A 24,422-nucleotide genomic window follows, 5' to 3' on the forward strand; every position below is an offset into this window, starting at 1 on the left:
AGTTCCGGTTCTATTGGGGGCAAGGCAGTCTGGCGTGTCGCGAAAGCCACTTTCGCGACGTCCTGTGTCCCGAAAGTGGCTTTCGCGACACGAGCCGGCCAGGTGGAAGCCTTCACGAACTCCCGGGGCAGTGGTCTGGCGTCACGGCGGTCCCGGTGTCACGAGGGCCACGCCGGCCGGTGGTGAAGGCCTCCTTCACCACCCTCAGGGTAGGCAAGGAGGCCTTCACGGACCGAGGGCACGGCGCCCAGGACGCCTGGTTTGGCCGATGGCACGCGAGATCGGCATCTGGACACCGCTGGCCGCATCCGGAGGACTAAACGCTGCGGTCGAAGGTCCGGGTCAGGAAGCTCGCCACGTGCCGGTGTGAGCGCGGCGAGGCCGGGAGATCCGTGTACAGGCCGTAGAAGCCATGGATCTGGCCCGAGTAGCGCGTCAGCTCGACCTGGGTCCCGGCGTCGGTCAGCCGCCGCGCGAACTCCTCCCCCTCGTCGCGCAGGACGTCGTACTCGGCCGTGAGCACCAGCGCCGGCGGGAGCCCGGTCAGGTCGGTCGCCCGCAGCGGCAGCAGGTACGGATCGTTCAGGCGCGCCGGATCCGGCACGTACTGCTCGAAGAAGAACCGCATCGCCCCGGCGGTCATGCCGAAACCCTCCGCGTAGTCCACATAGGACCGGAACCCGTCGTCCGGGTGACCGAAGACCGGGCAGATCAGCACCTGCGCGGCGATCGGCGGGCCACCGCGGTCACGGGACATCATCGAGACCACCGTCGACAGGTTGCCGCCCGCGCTTTCCCCGCCGACCGCGATCCGCGTCCCGTCCACCGAAGGCCCCGCGCCGCCCGCGGCGAGCCAGTCGACGACGGCGTAGCAGTCGTCCGGGGCCGCCGGGTACGGATGCTCGGGCGCGAGCCGGTAGTCGACCGCGACGACGGCGACCTTCGCCGCGTTGCACACCGCGCGCGACGCGACCTCGTTCTCGTCGATCGAGCCGATCGTCCACCCGCCCCCGTGGATCCAGACGAACGCGGGCACCGGCTCCACGGCCTCGGGCAGATAGATCCGCACCCGCACCCCGGAGGGCAGGACGTGGTCGGTCACCGAGGCGACCTCTTCGACCGACTCGGGGCGTCGCCACGAAGCGGCGAAAGCGGCTCGCAGCTCGGGAGCGGTCAGAGGTCCGGCAGGAGCCTCGGCGGGAGCGCTGCGGGCCAGGAGTTCCTTGACCGCGGGATCGAGGGTCACGGTCACACCGCTTCCGCGACCAGCACCCGCGGGCTGCCCGGCAGCGCGAGCCGGTCGGTGACCCGCCAGCCCGCCCCACTCAGCCACTCGCGAACCTCGGCCTCCGGGTAGACGACCGTCCCGTCGATCACCAGGTACTCCCCCGCGTGCAGCGCGTCGATCGGCCGCTGCACCGCGTCGTCGTCGAGGAAGAAGTCGAGCAGCAGCAGTGTCGCTCCCGGCGCGGCGGCGGCGCGGGCGTTGCGCAGGATCTCCGCGTTCTGCTTCGCGTCGAAACGGTGGACGACGTGGTTGACCATCACCAGGTCGAACTCGCCGTCGGGTCGCGCGGTGGGCGTCTCCGCGCCGACGACGGTCGCCCGATCCGCGAGCCCCGCCTCGGCCGCCGCGGTGGTGACCGACTCGGTGAAACCCGGGTCGAAGACGAACGTGGTGCGCAGTTCACCGTTGGCCTTCATGGCTTCGACCGCGAACGCGCTCGACAGACCGCCCAGGTCCAGCAGCTTTCGATAGGAGCCGAAGTCGAACGCGCCGGCCAGCATCTTGGCGTGCAGGGCGTTGTACGTCATGACTCCCGACATGAACGTGCCCCAGCGCGCGTCGTCCATCTCCAGCTTGCCCGGTTCGCCGCTGTCGGCCGTGTGGCCGAACTGAAGCCAGTGCGGGTAGCTGATCGTGTCGAGGAACGTCAGGAACGGTGCCAGATCGAGGTCTCCGCCGCCGAGGTACTCCGCGGCGTCCGGGGCCAGCTCGTACCGTTCGTCCACACGGGACAGAAGACCTAGCGATGACATGGCGTCACCGAGAATGCGGGTGATCTTCTCCGGTTTGCCGGTAGTTCCCGCCAGTTCCGCCGCCGTCAGCGGTCCGCCGGCGAGCGCGGTGAACAGACCGATCCGGCTCGCCGCGAAGAGTTGTTTGGCCGCCATGTAGCCCACGGCGATGTCCACGATCCGCTCGGGACCGGCAGTCTTGGTCGACCCGCTCACGGGTGCCTCCTCAGCTCGTTTCGGTCGAGAGTCTACAGGTGTAGACAAAAGAATCCAGTGCGAATTTTCGCCCACTACCAGGGAAAACCCGCCGGATATCAACTTCCTACATTCGTAGAATATACCCATTGACAGCGCACTCCCCCAGTGTCAACATGCGTAGAACTACCCCCGCCGGAGGTCCGTTCCCCGGCAGTGCGGCCCGCTCCGGGCGGGCTCGGGAAAGGGGATTCATGACCCTGCTCGAATTACGAGAACTCACCGTCGGCGTCATCGCCGACGAGACCGAACGCGAGCTGGTACGCGAACTTTCGTTCGATCTCGACCAAGGCCGGACACTCTGCGTGGTCGGCGAATCCGGCAGCGGTAAAACGGTGACGGCCTTGTCGATCATCCGGTTGCTGGAGTTCGTCGCGCCCGTGTTCACGCGCGGCGAGGTCGCCGTCGACGGCGTGGACGTCACGCGGCTTTCCGCCGACGAGATGCGGGCGTACCGCGGCCCGCGGATCGGCATGATCTTCCAGGAGGCCTTGGATTCACTGAACCCGAGCCAGCGGGTCGGGAAACAGCTGATCGAGGCCTACCGGAAGCCCGGTTCCCTGCCGCGCCAGGCCGCGCGCAAGGGCACGCCGTTGCACCGCGAGGCCGAGGCGAAGGCGCGCGGCCTGCTGAAGGAGGTCGGCCTCACCGACACTGACCGCGTGCTTTCCCTTTATCCCCACCAGATGTCGGGCGGGATGCAGCAGCGCGTGATGATCGCGCTGGCGTTGATGGCCGATCCGAGCCTGCTGATCGCCGACGAGCCGACCACCGCACTGGACGTGACCACGCAGGCGGAGATCCTCAGCCTGTTCGACCGGGTCCGCCGCGACCACGGCACCGCGTGCGTCTTCATCACGCACGACATGGGCGTGGCCGCGCAGGTGGCGGACCGGATCGCGGTGATGTACCGCGGCGAACTCGTCGAGCTCGGGTCCACAGAGGACATTCTGTACACGCCGAAGCATCCCTACACCAAGGCTTTGCTCGACTGCGTTCCCCAGCTCGGGGTCAGCAGGCGCGACGGTTTCCCCACCATCTCCGAGGCACTGCTGGAAGCCGCGATGAACGGTGAATCGGCGGTCGCCACCGAGACGAGGTCGTTGAGCCGCGCGAAGACCGGAGACACCGGTGAGGGCACCGCGCTCGTCATCGATTCCGTGTCCAAAGTATACGGACGTCGTGGCCGCTTCTCACTGAGCCGTGAGCCCGAGGTGCACGCGGTCAAGGACGTCTCGCTGGAGATCGCTCCCGGCGAGTTCTTCGGCCTGGTCGGGGAATCCGGTTCGGGCAAGACCACGCTCGGCCGGCTGGTGAGCGCACTGGAGCCGCCCACCTCCGGCACCATCTCCTTCGGTGGGCACCGGTGCACGCCGTCCGGGCTCGACGGCGACGAGCGCGCGTTCCGCCGCCGCGCGCAGCTCATCTTCCAGGACCCGCAGAGCTCGCTCGATCCACGCCACACCGCCGCCCGGATCATCGCCGAACCGTTGCGGGAACTCACCGGCCTCCGCGGCGCCGAACTCGACCGCCGCGTCACCGAACTCATCGACGAGGTCGGCCTCCCCTCCGACACCGCGAAGAAGCTGCCTTCACAGCTCTCCGGCGGGCAACGGCAGCGCGTCTCGATCGCCCGCGCCATCGCCGCCGAGCCGGACCTCATCGTCGCCGACGAGCCCACCTCCGCGCTCGACGTCTCGGTGCAGGGCCAGGTGATGAACCTGCTGCTGGACCTGCGGCGCACCCGGGCGCTCAGCTTCCTGTTCATCACGCACAACCTCAGCCTGGTGCTCTCGGTCGCCGACCGCGTCGGCGTCATGTACCGGGGCGAACTGATCGAGATCGGCGAGCCGGACGAGATCCGGCTCCGCGCCCGGCACGAGTACACCCGCCGTCTCCTCGCGGCGAACCCCGAAATTGGAGTGCGGAACCCATGAGACGAACCATGACCAAGGCCGCGCTCGGCCTGGCGACCGTCCTGCTGCTCGGCTCGTGCATGGGAGTGCAGGCCGGTGGTGGGGCCGCCGACGGACCGCCGGTCCGGGGCGGCAACCTGAAGGTCGCCGTGCCCACCGATCCGCAGTCGCTCGACATGGTCGCCAACCCCGGCCAGGTGACCGCGCATATCGGCAACATGATGTACGAGAAGCTGTTCGAAGTGGACCGCGGTTTCACCGCCCGCCCCATGCTGGTCGAGGACTACACCACCAGCCCGGACCGGCTCACCTACACCTTCAAGCTGCGCCAGGGCGTCACGTTCCACGACGGCAATCCGCTGACGTCCGAGGATGTCGTGGCGAGCCTGAAGCGGTGGCAGCAGGTGCATCGCACCGGCCAGCTGGTCACCCCCGACATCGAGGCGATCACGCCGGCCGACCCGGCGACCGTGACCATCAAGCTCAAGAAGCCGCGCTACCCGCTGATCAACGAACTCGCCGGCGCGGGCACGGAGATCTACGAGGCGAAGAACCTCACCGGTGTCGCGCCTACCGGGTTCGCCCAGGACAAGGCGATCGGGACCGGGCCGTACAAGCTCAAGAGCTGGGACATCGGCCGTGAACTGGTGCTGGAGCGGTACGACGGCTACAAGTCCCGGTCCGAAGAGGACTGGGGCGGGCAGGCGGGCGCCAAGCACGCGTACTTGGACACCGTGACCTACAAGGTGGTCTCCGACCAGGACGCGCTGATCAACGGCCTCCAGACCGGCCAGTGGGACCACATCATGCCCACGAACGACCAATACGAGCCGCTTCGCAACAACCCGGCCGTGGTCGTGCACAATCTCCCCGGCGGCAACGACAACGTGGTGATCCCGAACTTCAACACCGGGTCGAAGTTCGCCGACCCCCGGGCCCGCGAGGCGCTGAACCTGCTGCTCGACAAGCCCGCGATCAACGCGGCCACCGGTGGCAGCAAGGACCTCACCATCGAGACCGGCGCCTTCGCGTCGCCGGACAACAAGCAGTTCTATTCGACCGCGGGCGAAGAGGTCTACAAGGCACACGACCCCGAGAAGGCCAAGCGACTGCTGGCCGAGGTCGGGATCACCACCGGTGCCACGATCCGTATCGTCACCACGAACTCGTACCCGGAGTTCGGCAAGTGGGCGGTGCTGATCCAGGACAGCCTGTCGAAGATCGGCATCAACACCAAGATCGACACCTTCGACTTCGCCACCATGCTCGGCACGCTGACCAAGGAACCCGGCGGCTGGGACATCACCACGCTGTTCTTCGACTCGGCGCTGACTTCGCCGGCGCAGATGCCCGCGCTCACCCTGGGCACGCTGAACGGTTCGTCGTCGCCCGAACTCGACGCGCTCATGGCCGAGTTCAACGCCTCGACCACGCCCGAGCAGGCGAAAGCGGTGGTGGACAAGCTCCAGGCGTTCACCTGGAAGCAGTTGTCGGTGATCACGCTGAGCCAGTCGAAGCTGTATGCGGCCTACTCCCCCAAGCTCAAGGGCTACGGCGACTTCTACCGCGTCTTCTGGAACACCTGGCTGGCGTCATGACCGGTCTGTTGCTGCGGAGGCTGCGCGACCTGGTGATCATCCTGGTGATCGTCGGGACGATGATGTTCTTCGTCATCCGGCTGATCCCCGGCGACCCGGCGCAGGCGATCCTCGGCCCGACCGCGCGGCCGTCCGATGTGGACGCCCTGCGGGAGAGCATGGGACTGAACGGGACGATCTGGGAGCAGTACTTCAGCTGGGCTGGAAACGTTCTGCAAGGCGACTTCGGTACGTCGATCACCTATCACGCGCCGGTGCTCGGCGTGGTCGCCGACCACATCCTGCCGACGCTGACCCTGGCCGTGCTCTCGACGGTGATCAGTTTCTTCCTCTCGGTCGCGATCACCTCGTGGCAGGCGGTGTCGCCGCGCAATCCGGTGGCGCGGGCGCTGGACCGGCTCTCCGCGCTCGGCATGGCGATGCCGGACTTCTGGATCTCCCTGATGCTCGTGCTGGTGTTCTCGGTGACCCTGCGCTGGTTCCCCTCCAGCGGCTACGAGAACCTGTTCACCGACCCGGCGACGGCGGTGCCCGCCCTGGTGCTGCCGCTGACCGTGCTGGTCATCGGGCAGACCGCGTTGTTCGTGCTCACCCTGCGGGAAAGCCTGCTCGGTGAGCTGCCCCTGGCGTATCTGCGCACCGCGCGGGTCAAGGGGCTGTCGGAACGGCAGGTCATGACCAAGCACGTCCTGCCGAACGCGCTCATGCCGCTGATCACCCAGCTGGGCAGCAACTTCGCCATGCTGGTCGGCGGGATCGTGATCATCGAGTCCATCTTCGTCGTGCCAGGGCTCGGCCATCTGCTGATGGGCGCGGTGTCCACTCGCGACTTCCCGCTGATCCAGGGTGTGACGCTGTTCGTCGCGGTGCTGTTCGTGCTGGTCAACCTGCTGGTGGACCTCTCGTACGCGCTGCTCGACCCGAAGGTGCGTGTCTCGTGAGCGTGGCTCTCGTGGAAAAGACGTCGCCGGTGCGCGAAAAGCCGTCGTCCGGCCGTGCGGCCCGGGTGTTCCGGCGGAACCGGATGCTGGTGATCACCACGGCGGTGCTGGCGATGATCGTACTGACCGTGATCGTGCTGCCGTTCTTCCTGCCGAGCGTCAGCGCGACCGACCCGGTGAACCGGCTGCTCCCGCCGTCGGCCGCGCATCCGCTCGGCACGGACTCGTTCGGCCGGGACGTGCTCGCCCGGCTGGTCTCCGGCGGCCGCGCGTCGCTCGGGCTGTCCGCCCTGATCACCCTGTGCGCGGCGTTCACCGGCCTGGTGATCGGGCTGATCAGCGGGTTCTTCCGCGCCGCCGACGCGGTGCTGATGCGGGTGATGGACGCCTGGATGTCGTTCCCGGCGATCATCCTCGCGATGGCGCTGGCGATCTCGCTCGGCGCGAGTATCTGGACCGAGCTGATCGCGCTGACCGTGATCTTCACGCCGTTCACCGCCCGCGTCATCCGCAGCCGGGTGCTCGGCATCGCCGGCCGCGCCTACATCGGAGCCGCCAGGGTCTCGGGGATGAGCCGGTGGAAGATCCTCGTCGTGCACGTGTTCCCGAACGTGCTGCCGCTCGCGCTGGTGCAGGTGGTGATCCTGTCCGCGGCCGCGATGCTCGTGGACGGGGCGATGAGCTTCCTCGGTCTCGGTATCGCTCCCCCGACCCCGACCTGGGGCAACATGATCGCCGAAGGCCGCTCGTATCTGGTGCAGGCGCCCTGGCTGGTGATCGCGCCCGGCGTGACGATCATGGTGTGCGTGTTCCTGCTGAACCTCATCGGATCGTCGCTGCGGATCGCCGTCGACGCCCGCGCGCGGACGCTGAGCGAGATGCAGCGCCTGCGCACCCGCCGCCCCTCCGGCAGCTGAGAAAGGATCCCGTTGTCTGCCACTACTTCCCTGGCCGTGCGCCGGTTCGCTCCCGAAACCGTCGTGGGACCGCCTGTGCTGCTGGTGCACGGATTCGCTTCCGACGGACATACCGACTGGATCACCACGGGGTGGCCGGCCGCGCTCACCGCCGCGGGCCGCGAGGTGCTCATACCGGACCTTCCCGCGCACGGCTCCAGCCCGGCCCCGTCGGGATCGCTGGGTGCCGTCGCGATCACCTCCGAACTGACCCGGCTGGTCTCGGGTCTGTCCGAAGTGGATGTCGTCGGCTACTCGCTGGGAGCACGGCTGGCTTGGGAGCTGCCCGCGCGGGCGCCGGTCCGGCGGCTGGTGCTCGCCGGTGTGAGCCCCTTCGAACCGTTCGGTGCTGTCGACGTCACGGCCGCGCTGGCCTTCGCCGGTGGCGGCAAGGCGCCGTCGGATCCGCTGACGGGGATGATCGCGCATATGATCACCGCGCCGGGGCGGAACCCGGCCGCGCTCGCGCGGTGCATCGAAGACCTGCGGGCGGAGCCTTTCGCCCCGGTTTCCGGTGCCGTCTCCGTGCCGACCCGCTTCGTGGCGGGTGTGGAGGATCCGGTGAGCCAGGGCATCGAGACGTTGGTGGAGCTGGTGCCGGGATCCTCGCTGGTGCGGGTACCCGGGGACCACGGCGGGGCGCTGCGGAGCCCGGAGTTCAAGGCCGCGGTGCTGGAGTTCCTCGGTTAGGTGACCACGGCTTCGGTGGCGTCGCGAAAGCCACTTTCGGGACACCAGAGGTCCCGAAAGTGGCTTTCGCGACACGCCACCCGGGATCAGAAGGTTCCGTCCGCGGCCACGTGCCGGTCCAGCCACAGATCCTCCAGCGCCGCCCGCACCTCCGCACCCCGTGAAGCGGCCAGCGCGACGGCGCCCAAGTTGTCCTCCAGCTGCGCAAGACGGCTCACGCCGAACAGCACGTTCGCCACCGGCTCGTACGCGAGACAGAACGCGAGCGCCAACTGCGACGGGCTCACCCCGAAGTCCCCGGCGACAGCGGCGACGCGCGTGGCGCCTGCGCGGATCGAGTCCCGGATGCCGCCCGGGTCCGCACCGATCTTCCGCGAAGGAGTCTTGCCCAGCAATACACCGCCCTCGAACACGTCCGACGCCTGCAAGGCCAGCCGCCCGGCCTCGAAATGCCTGCCGTAGAAGGAGCCCTCGGCCATCGAACGGCGAACGACGCTGTACTTCAGCTGCGCGAAACGGGGAGCCGGAAGGCCTTCGCGCGTGGCGAATTCCAGCGCCAGGTTGAGGTCGGCGGCCTGCCAGTTGTTCACCCCCCAGACGTCGAAGCGGCCGAGCCGGATCTGTTCCGCCACTTCGGTGACGATGCGCGGGATGTCCGGGCGCTCGAAGTAGTCACCGACCACGACGGCTTCCGCGTGCTCGACGCCGACACGGTCGAACGAGGTCGCGAGCTGCTCGGCGAACCCGGTGTTCGGGTGGTCCCAGAGCCAGAGCTTCCCGCACAGCTGGTACTCGTCGCGTTCGATTCCGGCGGCGCGCACTGCTTCCCCGAAGAGGAGGTCCGTCCGCGACTGCTCGGAATGCGGCCCCATGTCGTAGTGGGCCACGTCGAAAAGCGTGATGCCGGAATCGATCGCGGACCGGAGCAGGCGCACCGCGTCCTCGAAGTCCATGCGGTCCCAGGTGTTCCAGGATCCCAGGCTCAGCGCCGAAGTGGCGAAGCCCAGGCCGTTCTGCTTCTCGTCCACGAGTTTTCCTTTCGCTGGCAACGGAAACCAGTTTTAGTCTACGATCGTAGAATGAACAAGAGACTTGTCGTGGTGACCGGCGGTGCCAGTGGCATCGGGCGCGGAGTCGCCGAAGCCTTCCAGTCCGCGGGTGATCGCGTGGTCATCGCCGACGTCGACGTCCGCGCGGCGCACGAACTCGCCGGAGAACTCGGCGCGGAGCACGTCGAGCTCGACATCTCCGACCCCGGTTCGGTCGACGCGGCGCTGGCGCTGGTCACCGATCGGTTCGGCCCGGTGGAGGTCCTGGTCAACAACGCGGGTCTCGCCGGGGGCGGCGGGCCGTTGGTGGGCCTGGACATCGGCGTCTTCGACCTGTGCATGCGGGTGAACTTCCGCGGCACCTTCCTGATGACCCGCGCGGTCGGCGCGCACATGCTGGAAGCCGGCACCAGAGGCGCCATCGTGAACATCACCTCCATCGGCGCCCGCCAGCCGACACCCGGCCTCGGCCACTACGAAGCCACCAAGGCGGCCGTCGAAGCCCTCACCCGCTCGGCCGCGCTCGAACTGGCGCCGCACGGCATCCGCGTCAACGCCGTCGCGCCGGGCCCGGTGCTCACCCCGATGACCGCCGGTTTCGCCTCGGACACCGCCGCCCGCGCGGCGTGGGAAGCGAGGATCCCCTTGGGCACCATCGCTTCCGTCGCCGACGTGGTGCCGTCAGTCCTGTTCCTCGCCTCCGCCGACGCCGGCCATCTCACCGGGGTGAGCCTCCAGGTCGACGGTGGGCAGCTGCTCACCTGAGTACACGACGCGGCCGCCGGACACGGTGAGTTCGACACCGATGTCCGGCAGGTCCGTGAACGCGACCTCGAGCGGGTTCGAAGCCAGCACGCAGAAGTCCGCGACGCGGCCCACGGTCAACGATCCCTTCCAAGCCGCCCCGCCGTCTTGCTCGGCGGCCGCGGTCGTGTAGCAGCGCAGCAACCGGGCCATCAGCTCGGCGTCCACTTCGGACGCATCCAGCATCGCGGCCGCCGCCGCGATGTGCACCCGCCAATCAGGAGTCACCACCGGCGCGTCACTGCTCAGGGTCAGCGGAACCCCCGAGTCCAGCATTTCCGCCAGCGGCCAGGCGCGAGCACCGACCTCGGCACCGAGCGCGTCCGCCAGCATTCCCCGCATCGCCACGGCGATCGCGGGCTGCGTGGTCAGGCCGACGCCCGCCGAAGCCATGCGCGCGAGCTGATCCGCCGTCACCAGGTCGCCGTGCACCAGGTGGTCTCCACGGCGAAGCGCGCCGAGCGCGGCCTCGATACTGCGATCTCCCGTGGCGTGCACGGCCACCGCCATCCCGGCGCCGTGGGCGAGACGGATCATCGCGGCGAGGTTGCCCGCGCGATCCGGGTCGTCGGCACCGTCGACAAGCAACGCACCATGCGAGCCGTCGGCGTAGCAATGGTGCGTCCACGCGGACCGCATCGGCGGGATGCCATCGGCGAAGATCTTCACACCGGGCACGGTGAGCCACAACGGATTCGCGGCCGGCGTCGGAGTCAACAGCCCACGCCGGAAGTCCTTGAGCGAACTCGCGCCGTCGAGCAGACCGAACAGCCGCAACGCGGTCACCCTTGCTCGCAAAAGGCCTTCCGAAGCCAGCGTCGCGTACTCCTCCAGGACCTCGGCACTGAAACAGCCTGTCTCGCCAGGGCCCAGACCAGGTTCGGTGTAACTCGTGATGCCCAGTGACGCGCACAGCTCGCCCGCACGCAGGATGGCGGCCCGCCGTTCGGCCGCGGTGCGCACGGTTTTCTCTTCTCCCCCGGTGAATCCGGTGCCGCCGATGAGCGTGTCCGGCCACCGCGCGCCGAGCCAGGTCGCGTGGAGATGCGAATCGTTGATCCCGGGCAGGACGGTTCTCCCCGCCAGGTCGATCACCTCGGTCTCCGGGCCGATGTGGTCCAGGGCGACATCGCCGAGGGCGGCGATCCGGTCGTCACGTACGGCCATCGCCCGTACGACGGTGCCCGCCGGGTCGAAGGTGAGCACGGGACCGCCGCGAACCACGAGTGAAGCGGGGCGAATATGGTGCGACGGCATGGTTTCCTCCAGGATCTGGACTTTTTCTCCTACGACTGTAGACTAAAACGATGGTCGACAGAACCGAAGCGGCGGTGCTCACCGAACACGGCTCCGCGCTCACCTTGCGGGAACTTCCGCTGCCCGAGGAGCCGGAACCGGGCGCCGCGCTGGTCCGGATCACCTGCACCACCCTGTGCGGCACCGACGTGCACCTCTGGTCCGGCCGGATGACCTTCCCCGGCATGCTCCCGATGGTGCTGGGCCACGAAATGGTCGGCGAGGTGGTGGCCGTCGGCCCGGGCACCACCGACACGCTCGGCCGCGAGATCGCCGAGGGCGACCGCATCGGCTGGTCCGAGTCGACCTGCGGAAAGTGTTACGGCTGCACGATTCTGCGTGAGCCGGTCGCCTGCGAGAGGCGTGGATACGGTTTCCTTCAGCGTTCCGACGTCTTCCCGTACGCCACCGGCGGGCTCGTGCGCTACTGCTACGTGACTCCTGGCGCGGCGAAGCTGCTCCTGCCCGACGACGTCAAGGACACCTGGTCCTCGATGTCGGGCTGCGCGGGCAAAACCGTGCTGCGAGCCGTCTCGCGCTCGGGCGGGATCCGTCCCGGCGCGACCGTCGTGATCCAGGGCGCGGGCGCGCTGGGCGTGTTCGCCACCGCGGTCGCGCGGATCTCCGGCGCGGGCGACGTGATCACCATCGGCGGTCCCGCAGACCGGTTGAAGACAGCCGAACGTTTCGGTTCCACGGCGACGATCCCGGTCGACGGCACCGTCGAAGAGCGCGTCGAGCGGGTCAAGGAACTCACCGGCGGCCGGGGCGCCGACCACGTCTTCGACTTCGCCGGCGGGCCGACCATCGGCGAGGAGGCCGTCGCCTTCGCCGCCCAGCGCGGGACGATCGCGATCGTCGGTTCCACCGGTCCCGCGCCTTCCCCCGTGGCACTGGGTACCGTGATGGGCAAGGAACTCACGGTCGCCGGATCCCTCAACGGCGACATCGCCGACTACCACCGCTCGGTGGACTTCTTCCGCACGTTCGCCGACCGGCTGCCGTGGGACGAACTCTTCAGCCCGCCCGTCGGTCTTTCCCGAGCTTCGCGAAGCGTCGAGTCGATGGCCCGGCTCGGCGAACTCAAAGCCGTCATCGATCCCCGTCTTCCCTAGGAGAATCCGTGACCATCCCCCAGCGCCGGATCGGCCGCGACGGCCCGCTCACCGGCGTGCTCTCGCTCGGCTCCTGGCACACCTACGACCGGATGGACTTCCGTGAGGCGGTGGACCTCGTCCGCACGGCGGTCGATTCCGGTATCACGCTCTTCGACGTCGGCGTCTACGGTTTCCCCGGCGCCACACCGGTCTTCACCGATGTGCTGTTCTCCGCGATGGTCCGCGCGGCGGGGCTGCGCCGGGAGGACTACCTGTTCTCGGCCAAGCTCTGGCTGGAGGGGTATCCGGAGCACGATCTCCGCGGCCAGCTGGACAACGCGCTCTTCCGCGCGGGCGTCGACCACGCCGATCTGGTGGTGCTGGGCGATCTCCGGAACGACGGCACCGACCTGCACCGGCTGGTGCTCGATCTGAACGAACTCCGCGAAGCAGGGCTCATCCGGCAGTGGGGTGTCAACAACTGGTCCGCGACCACGATCCGGGCACTGCACGATTTCGCCGCGGCCGAGACCGTTCCCGGGCCCTCGATCGCGCAGCTGAAATACAGCGTCGCGCGACGCTCCATTCCGGACGGTGAACCCTTCGGGAAGGTCTTCGGCGAGCTCGGGGTGACGCTCCAGTCGTCGGACGTCTTCGAAGGCGGGATCCTGCTGGGCAAGAACAGCGGCGCGCGCCAGGTCGGCCGCGACACCGGCGACATCCGGGAGCGTATCGCCGCCTCCGCCCCGGAACTGGCGAAGACCGCGGCCGGGCTGGACGCGACACCGGCGCAGCTGTGTCTCGCGTTCACCCTCACCCACCCGGCCAACACGACCACCCTCTTCGGCGCGACGAGCACCCGGCAGCTCAAGGACAACCTGGGCGCCGTCGACCTCGTCGAGCGGGTGGGCGCGGAACAGCTCCGCGAGCTCGTCGAGCCGTACTGGGCCGACCGGGACGTCGTCGATCCGGAGGGGCCGTGACGGCCTTCGACCCCGAACTCGCCGAAGCCCTGGCAGGGCTGCCTTCCGGGCCGCCGCTGGACGCCGGATCGCTGGCGGAGATCCGGCGGGCGCTGGCCGACGGGAACCTGAGTTGCGCCGAGGCGATCGGCGACCGGGATCTCGTCTGGGAAGATCACGAAGTCCCCGGCACCGACGTGGTCGTCACGGTCGTCAAGCCGAGGGACGCCGAGGACGCGCCGGGGTTCTACAACATCCACGGCGGCGGGATGGTGCTGGACGACCGGTTCGCCGACCTGCCCAGAATGGTCGCCCTCGTCGAGGAGTTCGGCTTCGTCGCGGTGACCGTGGACTACCGGCTCGCCCCAGAGCATCCGCATCCGGCGCCGGTCGAAGACTGCTACGCGGGCTTGACCTGGATGGTCGAGCACGCGAGCGAACTCGGTTTCGACCCGACGCGGCTGATCGTGGGCGGCGGCAGCGCGGGAGGCGGGCTCAGCGCGGGGATCGCCTTGCTGGCCAGGGATCGCGGCGGTCCGACGCTGGCCGGTCAGCTCCTGCTGTGCCCGATGATCGACAGCCGCAACGACTCCGCGTCCACAGTGGAATTCGCCGAACACGGGGTATGGGGCCGGGCCGCCAACGATTTCGGCTGGCGATCCCTCCTGAATGGACAGACCTCGCCGTACGCCGTTCCGGCGACCGCGGCCGATCTCGCCGGGCTCCCGCCCGCCTTCATCGAGGTCGGCGCGGCCGAGATCTTCCGCGACGAGGACGTCGACTACGCACGGCGGCTCTGGCGGGCGGGTGTGCCCACGGAACTGCACGTCTGGGCGGGCGCGTACCACGGTTTCGACCGGATCGCCCCGGACAGCGAGGTGACCCGGGCCGCGCTCGCCGCCCGGGCCTCCTGGCTGCGCCGCATCATCGGCCGAGCATGAACCGGGCGGCCTGCTCGCCGACCAGCACCGCCGGCGCGTTGGTGTTGCCCGTGGTCACCCGCGGCAGCACCGACGCGTCGGCGATCCGGAGCCCGCTGATCCCGTGCACGGCGAGTTCCGGATCGACCACGGAGTCGGCGTCCGTGCCCATCCGGCAGGTCCCGACCTGGTGGTGGTAGGTGATCGCGGTCCGCCGGACGTACTCGCGGACGTCGGCGTCCGGCCCCGGATACAGCTCACGGGCACCCCAGTCGTCGGCCAGCGCCGACGCGCGGCCGATCTCCCGGCACTGCTCCACCGACGCGACCAGGCTCTCGAAATCGGCCGGATCCTCCAGCGCGGCGAGGTCGATCAGCGGTTCGTCGAGCGGGCTCGGCCCCGAAAGCCGCAGGGTGCCCCGGCTGCGCGGCGTGACCATGCCCGCCATCAGCGAGAACCCGGTCTCCGGACCGGTCATCCACGACTCGTACATCGGCACACTGAAGTGGATCGGCTGGGTGTCGGGCACCGCCAGGCCGGGGCGGCTGCGCCAGAACAGATGGGTCTGCGTGACCGAGCGGCCGGGCGCGGGTGGATCGACCTGACGGCGATCGGTCGCGAAGATGACCGGCGACAGCAGATGGTCGTGCAGGTTCTTCCCGACGCCCGGCAGTTCCGCGACGACGTCGATGCCGTGCACTTCCAGCTCGTCGACCGGGCCGACCCCGCTGCGCAGCAGGATCGCCGGGGACGCCAGCGCGCCGGCGGCGAGCACGACCTCGTCCGCGAAGACCTTGCGCAGTTCACCGTCGACCTCGGCCAGCACGCCGGTCACCTTGTCGCCCTCGAAGAGCAACCGGTGGACCAGCGCTCCCGTGTGGACGGTCATCCGTTCGGCGACGGGCTGCCCGTAGGCGAGCCAGGTATTGAGCCGCTTGCCGTCGCGGGTGGTGACGCGCTGCACGGACACGCCGTCGAGCTCGTCGCCGTTGTAGTCCGGATTGAACGGCAGGCCGATCTGCACAGCGGCGTCCACAATGGACTGCTGGATCGGATGCAACGGCTCGTTCGGCACGACGTCGAGCAGATCCTTTTCGATCCGTTCGTACACCGGCCGCACGTCGTCCCACCGCCAGCCGGGCAGGTCCCAGCCGTCGTAGTCGGCAGGCGCCCCACGCACCCAGATCATCGCGTTGAGCGAATGCGACCCGCCGAGGACCTTGCCGCGCGGCAGGTGCAGCCGCCGGTTCGCCGCGTGCGGCTGCGGCACGGTGTAGTAGTCCCAGTCCTCCGGACCGTGCCACAGCTCCCCGGACCGCGAAGGGTCGTGAATGGCCGGATTGGTGTCCGGCCCGCCCGCTTCGAGCAGCGTGACCCACGCCCCGGAGTCGGCCAGTCTCCTGGCGACCACCGAACCGGCCGAACCCGCTCCCACCACGATGACGTCCATGTCCCCCACCCTCGCAAGGCGCGACGGCGTCCGGCGGATTCGGTTCGCTGGCCGACAATCGGCGTGCCCTGGCGGGCAAGACCGGGGACCTCGTGGCGCCCGATACTCGATCACACACCGGTCGAGGAGGAGCTAGCCATGGCCACACGCCTGTTCATCGACGGACAGTGGACCGCCGCGGGAGGCGGGTCATTGCCGACGTACGATCCGGCCACCGGCCAGGTGATCGAGGAGGTCGGCACCGCGTCGGCCGCCGACGTCGACGCCGCCGTCGGTGCCGCGCGAAAGGCGCTGAACGACCCCTCCTGGGCGGGGCTGCTGCCGGTCCAGCGGGCCGCGCTGCTGTTCAAGCTGGCGTCGCTGGTCGACGAGCGTCACGAGGAACTGGCCGCGCTGGAGACACGTGACCAGGGTCAGCCGATCGGCGTCTCGCGCCAGGTCAGCGTCACCGGCGCGGCCGAGCACCTCCGGTACTTCGCGGGCTGGGTGACCAAGATCCAGGGCACCACCAACCCCGTGTCCTTCCCGGACACGCTGCACTACACCCGCCGCGAGCCGGTCGGGGTGAACGCGCTGATAACGCCGTGGAACTTCCCGCTGATGATCCTGGTGTGGAAGCTCGCGCCAGCGCTGGCCACCGGCAACACCGTGGTGATCAAGCCCAGCGAGGTGACGCCGCTGACCAGCATCCGCCTGGTGGAGCTCGTGCAGGAGGCCGGGTTCCCGCCGGGCGTGGTCAACCTGGTCACCGGCGACGGCGCCGTGGGCGCGCTCCTGAGCGGGCACGACGACGTCGACCACCTGTCCTACACCGGGTCCACCGCGGTCGGGAAGCTGATCACGGCGGCCAGCGCGGAGTCGAACCTCAAACGCCTCACCCTCGAACTCGGCGGCAAGGCGCCCAGCATCATCGCCGGCGACGCGGACATCGACGCCGCCGTCGCGGGCAACCTCGCGGGCGCGACCCTGAACAGCGGGCAGGTCTGTGCCGCGTACACCCGGTTCTTCGTGGATCGCAAGCGTGAACAGGAGTTCGTCGCGAAACTGGCGGCCGAGCTCGAAGGCCTCAAGATCGGGCCGGGGCTGGACGAATCCACCCAGCTCGGCCCCCTCGTGTCCGCGAAGCACCGCGAGCACGTGGACTTCCTCGTCTCGACCGGCAACGAGCAGGGCGCGGAACTGGTCACCGGCGGCAAGCCCGTCGACCGCGAGGGCTACTTCTACTCCCCGACGTTGTTCGCCGGTGTCGCCGACGACATGACGATCATGCGCGAGGAGATCTTCGGCCCGGTCCTCGCCGTCACCGCCTACGACGACCCGGACGAACTGCTCGCCCGCGCGAACGACACCGAATACGGGCTCGCGGCCACCGTGTGGACGCGCGATCTTGGTGTGGCGCAAAGGTTCGCCAACGGCATCCGGGCGGGCGCGGTGTTCGTCAACATGCCGCCGATCCCCGACATGGCCGCGCCTTGGGGCGGCTACAAGGCTTCCGGCTGGGGCCGGGAGATGGGGCCGTGGGCGATCGACGCCTACACCGAGATCAAATCCGTCTGGCTGCACTACTCGTGACCACGGGCGACGCGGTGAACGGGACCGCGAAGAGCAAGTCGCAGATCGCCTACCACTGGATCAAGGCGAGGATCGACGACGGCACCTTCTCCCCCGGCTACCGCCTCGTGTTCGGGCAGATCGCCCAGGAACTCGGCGTCAGCACCGTACCCGTGCGCGAGGCGGTCCGGCGGCTGGAGGCCGAGGGCCTGGTGACCTACGAGCACAACATCGGCGCGCAGGTCGCGATGGCGGACGAGAGCGATTACCAGCACACCATGCAGACGCTCGCGCTGGTCGAGGGCTACGCCGCCGCGCTGGCGGCGCCGTCCTTGCCCGGCGAGGCGCTCGACCAGGCCAAGGGGCTCAACGCGGAACTGACGGCGTGTCTCGACAACTTCGAGCCGTCGCGGTTCACCGCGCTGAACCGCGACTTCCACCGCGTCCTGTTCGGCACCTGCCCCAATCCGCAGGTGCTCGATCTGGTCAACCGCGGCTGGAACCGGCTGGCCGGCCTGCGCACGTCGACGTTCAGCTTCGTCCCCGGCCGCGCGCACGAATCCGTGCGGGAGCACCAGAAGATCCTCGACCTGTTCGACCGGAACGCGCCCGCCGGGGAGATCGAACTGGCCGTGCGGGAGCATCGGCTGACCACTTTGGAGACGTTCCTGGCCTGGCGGCACCCTTGGACTTGAGTCTCCACCCACTGGAGCCTTTACCGTCGCCCCATGACGATCACCGTTCTCGACACCTACCCCGCCATGCGAGCGATCCTGCGCGCGCCGCGGGCGGACCGCGCCGCGATGCTCAAGGCGATGGCCGAACCCGCCGCCGGGATGTACCGCTACTTCCCCGGCGAGGTGGACCTCGTCGCGATGCACGCGATGAGTTCCGGGTTCCCGCTCGACCGCGACGAGGAACGCTGCCTGGAGGCACTCGAAACCCTCCACGAAGCAGACGCCTGGAACCGGATCCAGCGGGCGCTCGACGACGCCGTCACCGCGCAGCTCGCCGCGACGCCCAGGCTGACGGTCCCGGACATCACCGTTCTCACCGTGCTCGGTGATCCCGGCGACGCGCACTTCATGGGCCCGAATCTGGGGATGACGGCGAACGGCAGCGTGTCCGGTTACATCCACCTCGGCTTCTGGCCGTATCCGGAGAACCTGGCGCGGCTGGAGGCCACGGCGGTCCACGAGCTGAACCACAACCTCCGCTACAGCCCCGGTGGCGTGATCTGGGATCCGGCGACGGTCACCGTCGGCGAGCAGATCGTGTCCGAGGGCCTGGCCGACGCGTTCGCCCGCCAGTTGTACGGCGACGAACTCGGTTACGCCCGTATCGGCGTGCCGCATCTGCACGACGACGCCGTGTTCGCGAAGGTCGTCTCCGGGCTGGAGATCACAGGCATGCACAACTTCACGGCGTGGGTGCACGGTGACGAGACCGCCGCCCGCTACGGCGGCACACCCGTCGGCCTGCCGACCGGCGCCGGGTACGCGGCCGGCAACCGGCTCGTCGACGCCTATCTGGCCGCGACGGGCCGGACGGCCGCGGAGGCCCTGCTGGCGGACCGCCGCGACGTCATCGACACCGCCCTCGGCTAGGACTCGCGGCGCCTCGACCGGATCGTGAGCGCCACCAGCGCGCCACCGGCGAGCAGCAGGAACAGACCGGAGACCAGCAGGCCCCGGACCTCGCTGCCGGTCGAGGCCAGCGGACCGCTGTCGGACGGCCCGCCGCCCGGCGCGGGAGCGACCGGCCGGCCGGTCGTGGTGGTCACCGTGACGCCGGCTCCCGGGGTCGTGGTCGACGTACTGCCGGCGGTGGTGGTCGAGGTCGACGACGACGTGGCGCTGCTGCTCGTCGGCCTCGACGACGTCGCGCTGCTGGAGCTGCCGCTCGTCTGGCTGGAGGACGTGGGCGCCGTCGAGGTGGAGGTGACCGACGTGGTGGTGGTCGAAGTCGGGCTTGTCGACGTGGAGCTGCTCGTCGTGGTGCTGCTGCTCGAGGTAGTCGAACTGCTGCTCGTCGGCGAACTGCTCGTCGTGGCCGAGCTCGACGAAGACGACGAAGACGACGTGGAGCTGCTCGGCGTGCTGCCGCATTCGGGCAGGTCGCCGTTGAACGGGTAGGCGTGGAACTCCTGGCCCCCACCGCCGGTCGCCTCGGAGGTGTGCACCAGCGTGCCCGTGGTGAAGAAGCGGCCGTTCATCCCGGACGCGGTCACGGTCGCGGTGCTTCCCGGCTCACCGATCAGCACACTCCCCTGGAACTGGGCCCCACCGGCGATCTTCACGCTGGTGGCGTCCGGGAAGTTCCACAGCAGCCGCTCGCGCAGCTTGTTCAGCGGATCCTGGTCGTTGAGGTCGCCGGTGTAGGTGTTGATCGTCCGGGCGGCTCCCACCATGTTGACCAGGATCGTCGCCCCGGCCGGAATACCCGCGAATTCGATCCCCTGCATTCCCCCGGTGGCGCCGGTCAGGTCGAAGTCCACAGTGAACACCTGGAGCGCGGATTTCCCGTCCCCGGTGAACAGGGTGCGGTATCCCTGGTTGACCGCCGTGCCCGTGGCCGGACGCGGCGTGGTGCCTTCGCGTGCGTAGCACTTGCTGGCCACCCGGAGATCCTCGCGCAGGCCCACATAGGGTTTCGCCGCGTCGGGATCCTTTTCGAGCTTGCCGGTCACCGTCCCGGTGACGGTTCCCGCGTGCCGCACGACCCCGCCGTCCGCGAGCAGCCGCTGGCCCGCCGCGACACCGACGTTCCCGCCGGTGGTCAGGAAGTCGGCGCCGTCCGGTGGCGGGACCCGCGATCCGACACCGGCGATGCCCACGTTGTAGATGGAGGACGCGCCCGCTCGTTTCGCCATGTCGAAATCACCGAGGACGACGATGCGCCCTTCGGCTTCCGCGGCGGCTTCCCGTACCTGGAATTCGCCGCCGACATAGACGTTGATGCCGTTGTCCCGGCCCGCGTAGTCCTTGTTGTTCACCGGTGGATACACATCGGGACAGGCCGGGCCGACGCACGGCCCGAGGCCACCCGGTAGAGGGGCGGCGATCGCGCCGTCGGTGACCACGAGCGCCGCCACGCACACCGCGGCGGCGGCACCGGCCGATAGGGACGCGAATCGCCTTGCACGCATGCGGCGATTCTTGTGCCCATCGACCGTCCGAACACAATCGGAATCCGGAATTACCCCCGACCGGGCGAGGCCGGTAACCCACCCCGGTTCTCGGGATTCCAGTGTCGCCCGGACATGTGAATTCCAGTCGGGCCGCGGAATCTCATGGGGTGCTGTGACGAATCCCCGGCCTGGCGGGTACTGGACCTGCGCACGCTCAAGGCATCTGCTTGACTGCTGCCGTGCCATCCGATCGTGAGACCTCCGTCGAAGCGGAGTTCTCACGGGTGGTCGGCCGGTTCGCCGGTCCGGCCAGGGGCGCCGGGCTGCTGGTGATCAGTGTTTTCGGGGTGCTCGCCACGCCGTCCGGAGCGCTGCCGCTCGCGTTCGGACTGCTCGCGCTGGCCCTGGTCACCGCCGTGGCCGAGTACCTCGTGGGAAAGACCGGCCGGGGCAGGCCGGTGGCGTTCGCGCTGACGCTGATCCGCGCGGCGGCGATCTGCGGCACCCAGTTCCTGACCGCGCCCGAACCGGCCGAGCTGAACCAGTGGGCGCTCAACGTCCTCACCATCACCGCGATCACCCTCCAATGGGAATGGCCGCCTAATGTCACCGTGCCCGCCATTGCCTGCCTGCTGGCGATCGAGGTGATCCCTCTCGGTCTCGAGGACGGTTCGTGGGTGGTGGTGCGCGTGCTGATCGAGGCCACCCTCGCCCGGGTCGCCTTCCTCCTGCTGTCGCGGACGACCCGCCGGATCGACGATCTGCGCGAGCGCCAGGCCCGGCTGACCCGCGAGGAATCCCTTGCCGTGCAACGACGGCTGCAGGAACGCGAGTATCTGGCCGTCCTGCACGACACGGCCGCGGCCACCTTTCTCACGGTGGCCCAGCGCGGCGAAACGACCGAACCGTCCGAGGTCGCCGGATACGCTCGCCGCGATCTCGCGATCCTCACCGGCGAATCCGGTCCCGGCAGCGTGGTCGACCTCGAGACGTCGTTGCGTGGCGTGCTCGCGCAGAGCCCGGTGAAGGTCGAGGCGCGCTGGTCTCCGATCGCGCCGATCCCGGCGTCCGCGGCGCTCGCGATGGTCCGTGCCGTGCGCGAGGCGCTGGTGAACGTCGATCGCCACGCCGGTGTCGGCGAGGCCGCCCTGACGGTGGAAGACGGGGTCCGCGTGACCGTCCGGGACGAAGGCCGCGGATTCGACCCGGCGAAGACCCCGGCCCAGCGGCGAGGTGTCCGTGGTTCGCTCGTCGAACGCATGGCCGCGGCGGGCGGCCGGGCCGAGGTGACGTCCGCGCCCGGCGCGGGGACCACGGTCGAACTGGTGTGGCCGGCATGAACGAGACCTCGGACCGGGTGCTCGGCGGCTGCCGGATCGCGGTACTGCTCGCGACGGCGGCGATCCAGCTCGGGCTCAGCCTGACCCGGCTGGACGACACCCCCGCCAGGATCGCGTTCGCCGCGCTCGCCGGCGTGCTCGTCGTCGCGGCGTGGTGGGTGCTGCGGTGGAAGCCGGTCCCCTGGCCGGTCGCGCTCGCGGGGTCGTTCGTGGTGCTCGCCGCGTCCGCGGTCGCGATCTGGACCCTGCCCCCGGACCATCTCCTCGGCGACGCGGACTGGGCGTCCGGTCTCGCGGGCTGGCATCTGCTGGTGCTGCTGCTGGACCGTCCGGCGGTCGCGATGGCCGCGCTGGTCCTCCAGATGACGCTCACCTTCGTCCGGCAGTTCGGCGCCGTGCCCACCGATCGCGGCGAGATCGGCAGCGTGGTGATCGCCGGGCTCAGCGTGCTCACCTTCCAGGCCGCGACACTGGCGCTGATCAGGGTCGTCAACCGGCGGGCGGGCGAAGCCGCCGAGGCCTCGGCCGAACGCGACCGGCAGGCGCACCGCAAAGCGCTCGCCCAGCAGCGGGAGGCCGACCAGCGGAACCGGTTCGCCGGGCAGCTCGGCGCCACCCTGCCGCTGCTGGCCGGACTCGCCGACCGCACCCTGGACCCGCGGGACGACGCCGTCCGGCAGCGCTGCGCACTCGCCGCCACCCAGCTACGGCGGCTGTTCGCGGAAAACGACGACGTCCCCGACCCGCTGCTGCACGAGGTCTCGGCCTGCGTCGATCTCGCCGAGCGGCGGGGCTTGACGGTGACGCTGGCGGTCAGCGGCGAGGCGGCGCCCGTCCCCACCTCCGTCCGCCGCGAACTGACCGGTCCGCTGATGACCGCGCTGGCCGCCGCGCGGACTCAGGCCAGGGTCAGCGTGCTGCGCGCCGACGAGGAGATCCGCGTCGCGGCGATCACGGACGGTGAACCCGGGCGGACGGCGAACGGATCGGGCTCCGTCGACGTCGAATGGCACGCACTGGGAGAACGATCGTGGATGGAGGCGAAATGGCGTTCGCGACCGGATTGACCGCGGTGGTCGTCGACGACCATCCGGCCGTACGGGCCGGGGTCGTGCACTGGCTGTCGTCGGGCACACCGCCGGTGACCGTCGTGGCCGAGGGCGAGGACGTGCGGGCCGCGTGGATCGGCGAGGGCGCCCTGGCGGACGTCGTCATCCTCGATCTGCACCTGAACAGCACCACCCCGGCGATGGGTGATCTGCGACGGCTCACCGAAGCCGGCCGTCGCGTCGTCGTCTACTCGATGCGGGCCGACGACGAGATAGTCCTGCAGTGTCTCGAACTCGGCGCGCTCAGCTACATCACCAAATCCGAAGGCGCGGAACACATCCTCGAAGCCGTGCGCGCGGCGGCGGCCGACCGGTCGTACACGCCGCCGTCGCTGGCGGGCGCGATGGCCGGGGACCGCTCCGAGCGGCGTCCCGCCCTCTCCGCGCGCGAGACCGAGGTGCTCATCGAGTGGTTCCAGTCCGAGTCGAAGGACTTCGTCGCGCACCGGCTGGGGATCTCGCCGAACACGGTCAACTCGCATCTCGAGCGGATCCGGGTCAAGTACGCCCAGATGGGCAGGGACGCGCCGACCAAGGCCGCGCTCGTCGCGCGGGCGATCCAAGACGGGCTGATCGGCGTAAGCGATTTGTGATCGGTTGTGGTGCGAACGGACCACTCCGGCCTCCACCGGTTGCGACTACGTTGCGTGACGAACACGCCGGAGTTCGTCCGGCGGGAGTCCGAGGAGATCCATGAAGCCCGCCCGTACCGTCCTGCTCGCCACCGCCTGCGCCGCCGCGCTGCTGCTTTCCGCCTGTGGCGAGGAGGGCGGGAAGACCGTCAGGGCCGACGGCACCATGTCTCCCGGCAGCGAACTCAAGGTCGGTGAACGCGCCGTCGTCCCGTTCAGCGACGCGGGCAAGTCGGGCACGATCGCGATCACCGTCAAGTCGATCGAGGTCGGCCCCAAGGAGGATCTCGCCGAGTTCAAGGACAAAGGCGAAGGCAGCCTTCCGGTCTACGTCCGGATGGTCGTCGAGAACGTCGGCGGCACGGACCTCGCCGACACTTCGGTGTCGGTGCGCGCGGTCGGCGCGGACGGCAAGGGCACCAAGGTGATCATGGCCAGTGGCACCGCGGCCTGCAAGGGCGAGCCGGCGCCGGCGGATTTCAGCAAGCCGGGCGCGACCTACGAGACCTGCGACACCGAAGGCGTCAAGGAAGGTGGCGAAGTCGGCGGCGTGTCGTTCAGTGACGGCGACGGGTACAAGGACGACCCGATCACCTGGAAGAAGTAACCACTCTCCACGTTGGGCCGAATAGCGTAATACATTCGTGACCTCTCGTGGTGCGAATGGCCCACACAGCTCTAGGCCGGCATCGACTACGGTGCGTGGC

General features: G+C 69.4%; 22 protein-coding genes. 16 read left to right on the plus strand and 6 right to left on the minus strand.

The window, feature by feature from the left end:
* Positions 1 to 316 precede the first annotated feature (316 nt).
* Together ACXIZN_RS14360 and ACXIZN_RS14365 are read right to left on the minus strand one after the other, a co-directional pair.
* Positions 317 to 1,252 (minus strand): alpha/beta hydrolase, encoded by a 936-nt coding sequence (locus ACXIZN_RS14360; RefSeq protein ID WP_457954941.1) that lies wholly within the window; start codon positions 1,250 to 1,252, stop codon positions 317 to 319.
* Positions 1,249 to 2,235, minus strand: a complete 987-nt coding sequence (locus tag ACXIZN_RS14365; RefSeq protein ID WP_457954943.1) for a methyltransferase family protein — start codon at positions 2,233 to 2,235, stop codon at positions 1,249 to 1,251. Before ACXIZN_RS14365 ends, ACXIZN_RS14360 begins: the two co-directional genes overlap by 4 nt.
* A gap of 233 nt (positions 2,236 to 2,468) precedes the next feature.
* On the opposite strand from ACXIZN_RS14365, the gene ACXIZN_RS14370 reads away from it, so the two are divergent.
* The 5 genes from ACXIZN_RS14370 (at position 2,469) to ACXIZN_RS14390 (ending at position 8,375) form a co-directional block, all read left to right on the plus strand.
* On the plus strand, positions 2,469 to 4,211 hold the full coding sequence (locus ACXIZN_RS14370) for a dipeptide ABC transporter ATP-binding protein (RefSeq protein WP_457954945.1): 1,743 nt from the start codon (positions 2,469 to 2,471) through the stop codon (positions 4,209 to 4,211).
* A complete protein-coding gene (locus tag ACXIZN_RS14375; protein ID WP_457954946.1) occupies positions 4,208 to 5,788 on the plus strand; it encodes an ABC transporter substrate-binding protein in 1,581 nt (526 codons plus the stop codon). Before ACXIZN_RS14370 ends, ACXIZN_RS14375 begins: the two co-directional genes overlap by 4 nt.
* On the plus strand, positions 5,785 to 6,729 hold the full coding sequence (locus ACXIZN_RS14380) for an ABC transporter permease (protein ID WP_457954947.1): 945 nt from the start codon (positions 5,785 to 5,787) through the stop codon (positions 6,727 to 6,729). Before ACXIZN_RS14375 ends, ACXIZN_RS14380 begins: the two co-directional genes overlap by 4 nt.
* Positions 6,726 to 7,646 (plus strand): ABC transporter permease, encoded by a 921-nt coding sequence (locus tag ACXIZN_RS14385; RefSeq protein WP_457954948.1) that lies wholly within the window; start codon positions 6,726 to 6,728, stop codon positions 7,644 to 7,646. The genes ACXIZN_RS14380 and ACXIZN_RS14385 overlap by 4 nt, the downstream gene beginning before the upstream one ends.
* 75 nt (positions 7,647 to 7,721) lie before the next feature.
* Entirely contained in the window at positions 7,722 to 8,375 is a 654-nt protein-coding gene (locus tag ACXIZN_RS14390) for an alpha/beta fold hydrolase (protein ID WP_457960517.1), read from the plus strand.
* Positions 8,376 to 8,461: 86 nt separating this feature from the next.
* Here the strand turns inward: ACXIZN_RS14390 and ACXIZN_RS14395 are convergent, their stop codons facing one another.
* Positions 8,462 to 9,403, minus strand: coding sequence for an aldo/keto reductase (locus tag ACXIZN_RS14395; RefSeq protein WP_457954950.1), 942 nt, complete (start codon positions 9,401 to 9,403; stop codon positions 8,462 to 8,464).
* 69 nt (positions 9,404 to 9,472) lie between these two features.
* Here ACXIZN_RS14395 and ACXIZN_RS14400 point away from each other — a divergent pair, with 69 nt between their 5' ends.
* Complete coding sequence (locus ACXIZN_RS14400; RefSeq protein ID WP_457960518.1) at positions 9,473 to 10,189, plus strand: SDR family NAD(P)-dependent oxidoreductase; 717 nt, start codon at positions 9,473 to 9,475, stop codon at positions 10,187 to 10,189.
* Here ACXIZN_RS14400 and ACXIZN_RS14405 read toward each other — a convergent pair.
* A complete protein-coding gene (locus ACXIZN_RS14405; protein WP_457954951.1) occupies positions 10,106 to 11,485 on the minus strand; it encodes an amidohydrolase in 1,380 nt (459 codons plus the stop codon). The genes ACXIZN_RS14400 and ACXIZN_RS14405 overlap by 84 nt on opposite strands.
* A 50-nt stretch (positions 11,486 to 11,535) precedes the next feature.
* Here ACXIZN_RS14405 and ACXIZN_RS14410 point away from each other — a divergent pair, with 50 nt between their 5' ends.
* From ACXIZN_RS14410 to ACXIZN_RS14420, 3 genes are read left to right on the plus strand one after another with little or no spacing between them, the layout of a single operon-like run.
* A complete protein-coding gene (locus ACXIZN_RS14410; RefSeq protein WP_457954952.1) occupies positions 11,536 to 12,639 on the plus strand; it encodes a zinc-binding dehydrogenase in 1,104 nt (367 codons plus the stop codon).
* An 8-nt stretch (positions 12,640 to 12,647) separates the two neighbouring features.
* Positions 12,648 to 13,604: an aldo/keto reductase gene (locus tag ACXIZN_RS14415; protein WP_457954954.1), complete on the plus strand. Its 957-nt coding sequence runs from the start codon at positions 12,648 to 12,650 to the stop codon at positions 13,602 to 13,604.
* Positions 13,601 to 14,524 carry an alpha/beta hydrolase gene (locus ACXIZN_RS14420; RefSeq protein WP_457954956.1) on the plus strand — a complete coding sequence of 308 codons (924 nt, stop codon included), beginning with the start codon at positions 13,601 to 13,603 and terminating at the stop codon, positions 14,522 to 14,524. Before ACXIZN_RS14415 ends, ACXIZN_RS14420 begins: the two co-directional genes overlap by 4 nt.
* Here ACXIZN_RS14420 and ACXIZN_RS14425 read toward each other — a convergent pair.
* Positions 14,508 to 15,953: a GMC family oxidoreductase gene (locus ACXIZN_RS14425; protein WP_457954958.1), complete on the minus strand. Its 1,446-nt coding sequence runs from the start codon at positions 15,951 to 15,953 to the stop codon at positions 14,508 to 14,510. The genes ACXIZN_RS14420 and ACXIZN_RS14425 overlap by 17 nt on opposite strands.
* A gap of 138 nt (positions 15,954 to 16,091) precedes the next feature.
* On the opposite strand from ACXIZN_RS14425, the gene ACXIZN_RS14430 reads away from it, so the two are divergent.
* Genes ACXIZN_RS14430 through ACXIZN_RS14440 form a run of 3 tightly spaced genes read left to right on the plus strand, consistent with a single transcriptional unit; the run spans position 16,092 to position 19,111 of the window.
* Positions 16,092 to 17,525: an aldehyde dehydrogenase family protein gene (locus ACXIZN_RS14430; protein ID WP_457954959.1), complete on the plus strand. Its 1,434-nt coding sequence runs from the start codon at positions 16,092 to 16,094 to the stop codon at positions 17,523 to 17,525.
* Positions 17,522 to 18,199, plus strand: coding sequence for a GntR family transcriptional regulator (locus tag ACXIZN_RS14435; protein ID WP_457954960.1), 678 nt, complete (start codon positions 17,522 to 17,524; stop codon positions 18,197 to 18,199). Before ACXIZN_RS14430 ends, ACXIZN_RS14435 begins: the two co-directional genes overlap by 4 nt.
* Positions 18,200 to 18,232: 33 nt before the next feature.
* A complete protein-coding gene (locus tag ACXIZN_RS14440; protein WP_457954961.1) occupies positions 18,233 to 19,111 on the plus strand; it encodes a DUF2268 domain-containing protein in 879 nt (292 codons plus the stop codon).
* Here the strand turns inward: ACXIZN_RS14440 and ACXIZN_RS14445 are convergent.
* Entirely contained in the window at positions 19,108 to 20,652 is a 1,545-nt protein-coding gene (locus ACXIZN_RS14445; protein WP_457954963.1) for a choice-of-anchor A family protein, read from the minus strand. The genes ACXIZN_RS14440 and ACXIZN_RS14445 overlap by 4 nt on opposite strands.
* A gap of 221 nt (positions 20,653 to 20,873) precedes the next feature.
* Here ACXIZN_RS14445 and ACXIZN_RS14450 point away from each other — a divergent pair, with 221 nt between their 5' ends.
* The 4 genes from ACXIZN_RS14450 (at position 20,874) to ACXIZN_RS14465 (ending at position 24,322) form a co-directional block, all read left to right on the plus strand.
* Positions 20,874 to 21,974 (plus strand): sensor histidine kinase, encoded by a 1,101-nt coding sequence (locus ACXIZN_RS14450; protein WP_457954964.1) that lies wholly within the window; start codon positions 20,874 to 20,876, stop codon positions 21,972 to 21,974.
* Positions 21,971 to 23,041, plus strand: a complete 1,071-nt coding sequence (locus tag ACXIZN_RS14455) for a histidine kinase (protein WP_457954965.1) — start codon at positions 21,971 to 21,973, stop codon at positions 23,039 to 23,041. Before ACXIZN_RS14450 ends, ACXIZN_RS14455 begins: the two co-directional genes overlap by 4 nt.
* Positions 23,020 to 23,676: a response regulator gene (locus tag ACXIZN_RS14460; RefSeq protein ID WP_457954966.1), complete on the plus strand. Its 657-nt coding sequence runs from the start codon at positions 23,020 to 23,022 to the stop codon at positions 23,674 to 23,676. Before ACXIZN_RS14455 ends, ACXIZN_RS14460 begins: the two co-directional genes overlap by 22 nt.
* Before the next feature lie 100 nt (positions 23,677 to 23,776).
* Entirely contained in the window at positions 23,777 to 24,322 is a 546-nt protein-coding gene (locus tag ACXIZN_RS14465) for a hypothetical protein (RefSeq protein WP_457954967.1), read from the plus strand.
* Positions 24,323 to 24,422: the final 100 nt, after the last annotated feature.

Source organism: Amycolatopsis sp. TRM77291, assembly GCF_054166285.1.

What these genes read in the sequence shown, in the direction of transcription:
- ACXIZN_RS14410 (WP_457954952.1), top strand. Translation starts at nt 11,536, where the DNA reads ATGGTCGACAGAACCGAAGCGGCGGTGCTCACCGAACACGGCTCCGCG.
- ACXIZN_RS14430 (WP_457954959.1), top strand. Translation starts at nt 16,092, where the DNA reads ATGGCCACACGCCTGTTCATCGACGGACAGTGGACCGCCGCGGGAGGC.
- ACXIZN_RS14425 (WP_457954958.1), bottom strand. Translation starts at nt 15,953, where the DNA reads ATGGACGTCATCGTGGTGGGAGCGGGTTCGGCCGGTTCGGTGGTCGCC.
- ACXIZN_RS14455 (WP_457954965.1), top strand. Translation starts at nt 21,971, where the DNA reads ATGAACGAGACCTCGGACCGGGTGCTCGGCGGCTGCCGGATCGCGGTA.
- ACXIZN_RS14440 (WP_457954961.1), top strand. Translation starts at nt 18,233, where the DNA reads ATGACGATCACCGTTCTCGACACCTACCCCGCCATGCGAGCGATCCTG.
- ACXIZN_RS14405 (WP_457954951.1), bottom strand. Translation starts at nt 11,485, where the DNA reads ATGCCGTCGCACCATATTCGCCCCGCTTCACTCGTGGTTCGCGGCGGT.
- ACXIZN_RS14460 (WP_457954966.1), top strand. Translation starts at nt 23,020, where the DNA reads ATGGCGTTCGCGACCGGATTGACCGCGGTGGTCGTCGACGACCATCCG.
- ACXIZN_RS14465 (WP_457954967.1), top strand. Translation starts at nt 23,777, where the DNA reads ATGAAGCCCGCCCGTACCGTCCTGCTCGCCACCGCCTGCGCCGCCGCG.
- ACXIZN_RS14375 (WP_457954946.1), top strand. Translation starts at nt 4,208, where the DNA reads ATGAGACGAACCATGACCAAGGCCGCGCTCGGCCTGGCGACCGTCCTG.
- ACXIZN_RS14370 (WP_457954945.1), top strand. Translation starts at nt 2,469, where the DNA reads ATGACCCTGCTCGAATTACGAGAACTCACCGTCGGCGTCATCGCCGAC.
- ACXIZN_RS14445 (WP_457954963.1), bottom strand. Translation starts at nt 20,652, where the DNA reads ATGCGTGCAAGGCGATTCGCGTCCCTATCGGCCGGTGCCGCCGCCGCG.
- ACXIZN_RS14380 (WP_457954947.1), top strand. Translation starts at nt 5,785, where the DNA reads ATGACCGGTCTGTTGCTGCGGAGGCTGCGCGACCTGGTGATCATCCTG.